General features: G+C 62.1%; 2 protein-coding genes and 2 tRNA genes. All 4 read right to left on the reverse strand.

What is annotated here, in order from left to right; all coding sequences use genetic code 11:
* Positions 1–43: 43 nt before the first annotated feature.
* On the reverse strand, positions 44–1,339 hold the full coding sequence (locus ABWY06_RS02135; protein ID WP_353923915.1) for a virulence factor family protein: 1,296 nt from the start codon (positions 1,337–1,339) through the stop codon (positions 44–46).
* Entirely contained in the window at positions 1,339–3,981 is a 2,643-nt protein-coding gene (gene mprF / locus ABWY06_RS02140; RefSeq protein ID WP_353923916.1) for a bifunctional lysylphosphatidylglycerol flippase/synthetase MprF, read from the reverse strand. The genes ABWY06_RS02135 and mprF overlap by 1 nt, the downstream gene beginning before the upstream one ends.
* Before the next feature lie 277 nt (positions 3,982–4,258).
* Positions 4,259–4,335 (reverse strand) — tRNA-Met (locus ABWY06_RS02145).
* Positions 4,336–4,565: 230 nt separating this feature from the next.
* Positions 4,566–4,642, reverse strand: a tRNA-Met gene (locus ABWY06_RS02150).
* Positions 4,643–4,644 lie beyond the last annotated feature (2 nt).

Raw genomic sequence — 4,644 nt, forward strand, 5'->3', positions numbered from 1 at the left:
CAACCAAACGCCTGCGGGGGCTTTTTCGTGGTCGCGCCTCAGATCACTCCTGAGCCGTATCACCCTTGGCCTGACGCTTCTCGATGATGTCCACCAAGCGTTTTGCCAGCGCCGGGTAGTTCTCGTCGAAGTGATGGCCGCCAGGCAGTTTCATCGCTTCGCCCACGGCGCTCTTGTCGGTGCAGCCGCTTTCGTCGACTTCTTCTTCACCGTAGATGCACACCACTTTGGCGGCTGGCAGCTTGGCCATTTCCGGGCCGGTGGCGGCTTCCTTGCCGGCGTTGCCGAGCCAGCCCTCGACTTCGATTTCGAAGCTGCCGGTGCGGGCGAAGGCCAGCAGGATGATCGCGTCGACGCGCTGCTGCTCGGACTCTGCCAAGCGGTTGTAGATCGCCGGCAGCACATCGGCACCGAACGAGTAGCCGGTGAGGATGAAGCGCTTGGTGCCCCATTTCTGGCGGTAGTGCTGCATCAGTTCGGCGAGGTCCAGGGCGCTTTGCTCCGGGCTCTTGTGCTGCCAGTAGTAGCGCAGGGTGTCGATGCCGACAACCGGGTAACCGATTTTCGCCATCTCGCCCGCAACGTCGCGGTCCAGGTCACGCCAGCCGCCATCACCGGAAAGGAACAGGGTGACGGTGTCGTTGGCCTGGCCTGCCGGCACTTCGACGACCGGTATCTGCAGGCCGCCGGCGGCCTTGTCGCCGCCTACCAGGATCTTGCGTAGCTCGTTGTTCAGGACTTGCGGCAGGTTGATGTCGTAGTCGCTGATGCTGGTTTCGGCATTCGGCTGGTCACGTACGAAGCCCGCGCTGGTGTCGTCCGGGTTATCGTTCCAGGCGGCCAGCCAGCGACCGTGCGCTGCGCTTTTTGGCAACAGGTGGGTGCAGCCGGGTTTTTCCAGGGCCAGGTCCACGGAGACGGCCTGCGCCTTGTCGTCTTTCTGCTCGGACAACCAGCGCCAGGCCAGCACCGCACCGGGACCGATGCCGCTGACCAGCGTTGCCGGGCCGTGGAGCTCACGCAGGCCCGATTGCAACGCGCGGCTTTGCAGAAGACAGTCTTTCGGCAGGATCACCTGGACGATCTGTGCCGAACCGGTGCGGCTCAGGGTCAGCAGTTGCTTGTCACTGAGCTTTTGTTCCTCATTCACCGCGACCAGCACCTGCGCGCGGGGCGTGGTGCCAGGTATGACCCGGGTCATCGCCGTGCCGTCGGCCGGCTTGAACGACTCGAGGGTCGGTTCCGGGGCGGGGCGCTTGAGGTACCAGTAACCGCCACCGAGAATCAGGGCCAGCACTACCAGTGTGGCCAGTACATACCGCAGGGAGCGTTGAATCATCAGCGTTTCACCAATCCAGTCAAGCCGCCCGCAATCAGGGCGGCAGTGTCGGCCAGGGCTACCAGCGGATCGAGTCCGGCGGGCACGGCCATGTAACGGGGTTCCCAGTCAGGCTGGAACTTGTCTTTGAAGCGGCGCAAGCCTTGGAAGTTGTAGAGCTGCTCACCACGGCGGAAAACCATCGAGCCCAGGCGCTGGGTCAGTGGCGCGCCGCGACGGGGCTGCAGCCCCGATAGCGGCACCATGCCCAGGCTGAAGCGCGCGTATCCGTGACTCTTATAATGTTGAATCAGGCCGACCATCATGAATTCCATGGTCAGCTTCGGCGCTTCGGGGTGCGCGCGCATCAGGTCGAGGCTGGCCAGGTCGTGGCCGAATGTCTCGAGCAGATTGGCGAATGCCACCGGGCGGCCTTCGAAGCGGATCACCGCAATGCGGAAATGCTTGAGATAGTCCTCGCTGAAACGGCCGAGGGAGAAGCCTTTCTCGCGAACGTTCTTGCCGGTCAGCCAGGCATCGGAGATCACCTTGAGCTCATCCATCGGCGCCTGTCCCGGTTCAAAGATCTCCAGCGACAGGCCATCGCGGGTGCCGCGGTTCCAGGTGTAGCGCAGGTCCTTCATCTCCTTGCCCTTGGCTTCCAGGTCGAAGCGCTGCAGGTCGACCCGGGCTTCCTCGCCCAGTTTGATCGCGGTCAGGCCGATGTCCATGTAGTACGGCAGGTTCTCGGCGCGTACCTGATAGAACACAGGGCGGGCGTGGTGAATGTCGCACAGGTCGCGGAACTGCCAGATCATTTCGGCCCGCTGCTGGGCCGGCCCGATGGGATCGTACAAGGCCACCAGGCTGCGGCCACGGCGGGCGTACATCAGGAACGCCTGCTCGTCAGGGTGGAACAGCAAGGCCTTGTCACCCGTCAGGGCGAGGCCGCCGTCCGGCTGGGCGGAAGCCATGAGGATCTTCACCGCCCGGTCCAGCTCGTCGGGCGTCGGCAAGTGGATCACCGGGCGCGCGGTGCGCAGCAGCCAGGTCAACGACACCACTACCAGCAGTACGGCGGCACCGAGCAGTGAGCGCAGGCCTCGGGGAGCGTCGGCGTCAAGGGTGAACTGCCACCACAGTTGATGGCTGTAAGGCACATCCTGGTAGGCAAACAGCAGCAGCCAGATGGACGCACCCAGCACGCACAGGCTCGACACCAGGTACAGCGGCGAGAACGGCAGCTCGGTCAGGCGGCTCGGCCGATAGAACGAACGCCGGAATACGCCCAGCAGGCTGGCGGTCAGGATCAACAGGCAGGCTTCTTCCCAGTCAAAGCCCTTGAGCAGGGAGAGCAGGGCGCCTACGAGCAACAGGATGGTGGTCAGCATCCAGGCGGCCGACAGGCGTCGGCGCAGGCCTTGGGCGAGCAGCAGGCAGAGCACCCCGATCAGGCTGGCACCGAAGTGTGAAGCGTCGACCAGGCGGTGGGGGATCAGGAAGCCTATATGCTCCAGGCGGGTGTCGATTTCTGGCGTGACTCCGGAAAACAGCAGCACCACGCCAGACAGGAACACCAGTACCGCCAGGATCGGCGCAGCCAGGCCGGAGGCAGCGCGCAGGGACTGACGGGATTGAAACAGGCGCTGTCCTTCGTTGATCAGCAGGAATACGCAAGCCACCAGCAATGGCAGCACCACATAAATCAGCCGATACAGCAGCAGTGCGGCCGCCAGCGGTGCAGCGCCAAGCTTGTCGGCGAAGGCGGCCAGCAGGATCGCTTCGAATACGCCGACCCCGCCGGGCACATGGCTGAGCACCCCGGCAGCCAGCGCCAGCAGGTAGACCAACAGGAAGGCGCCGAAGGGCGGCGCTTCTGGCAACAGCAAGTACAGCACGGTAGCGGCTGCGGCCACATCCAGTGCGGTGATGATCAATTGCAGGAACGTCAGGCGCCGCCCCGGCAGACGCAAGGTGCGTCGTCCCGCCTTGACCAGCAGGTTGTCCGTGTATGGTTGGTCTGGCAGGCGGCGGCGGTAGATGCCGATGGCCAGGATGCTGAACAGTAGCAGCACTGCCACGGACGCCGATCCCAGCAAAATTTCCGATAAGCCCAGGGCAGTCGCGGCAGCGGGCAGGTCACTCAGGGTTGCCAGGGCCGCAAGGGGTGGTAGGGCGCAGCCCAATGAAAGGCTGGCGAACAGGGTCATGCGCGCCACTTCCGTGGCCCCCAGCCCATGCCGTGCATATAGACGGTAGCGCACCGAACCGCCAGAGAGCATCGACAGGCCGATGGCATTGCCGATCGCAAATGCAGTAAAGCCACCCAGGGCGAGAATTCGCGGTGCCAGCGTCACGCCGGCATAGCGGCTTGCCGACCATTCATAGCCCAACAGAATGATGAAGCCGACCACCGTCGCCGCCAGTGCACCCATCAAGGCAGGTTTTGGTACCTGGAGAATGGAGTCGTGCAGAGCGTCCAGATCCAGTTCGCTCAACAGATGACGACAGGCAATCAGCGCGATGGCGAACAGCAACAAGGTCACTGCCAGGCCGATTGGCTGGCGGTACTTGCTGATCAGGTCCAGCAGGCGCAAACGCCCGGGCTTGATCGGTTGTGTCGCTGTGACGGAGTCTTGTGAATCAGACGAATGGGCGCGCATCAATCACCTCTTGGATTGTGCGCGACAGGATGGGGGTATCCAGCCAAGTTACCAATCCCTGTAGAAAAAAATAATCACAAATATTAACGCCACCCACCCTCGACAGGTGAAGGCGCGCCACGGGCCGGTGCGGTAAACGCCTCGGACCAGCATAGACCGAACTCCAGGCTGGAGTGATACCAATCGGCCCGCCACAAGGTGACAGATCATTGTTGCGAAAGGATTTTTTCGACAGATACAAAAAAGGCCACTCTTTCGAGTAGCCTTTTTCGATGTTTGGTTGCGGGAGCCGGATTTGAACCGACGACCTTCGGGTTATGAGCCCGACGAGCTACCAGACTGCTCCATCCCGCGTCTGTGTGGCGGCATTCTACAGAGGAACCACGGGGTGTCAACCGTTAATCCTGAAACAAGCCAAATAAGCGTAAAACAGCGATGGCCGAGGTGAATGCAGCGCTAAGTTTCGGAATCAGAACGATTTCTGTTTTTGCTGAGCCCGAGCGCACCGACTCATTTATCTTTGGTAGAGACAAAACAGGCGCGCACAAAAAAGGCCACTCTTTCGAGTAGCCTTTTTTGATGTTTGGTTGCGGGAGCCGGATTTGAACCGACGACCTTCGGGTTATGAGCCCGACGAGCTACCAGACTGCTCCATCCCGCGTC

This window comes from Pseudomonas sp. (assembly GCF_040514055.1).
GTDB lineage: Bacteria > Pseudomonadota > Gammaproteobacteria > Pseudomonadales > Pseudomonadaceae > Aquipseudomonas.

Coding starts and splice junctions, on each gene's coding strand:
- ABWY06_RS02135 (WP_353923915.1), bottom strand. CDS start 1,339: ATGATTCAACGCTCCCTGCGGTATGTACTGGCCACACTGGTAGTGCTG.
- mprF (WP_353923916.1), bottom strand. CDS start 3,981: ATGCGCGCCCATTCGTCTGATTCACAAGACTCCGTCACAGCGACACAA.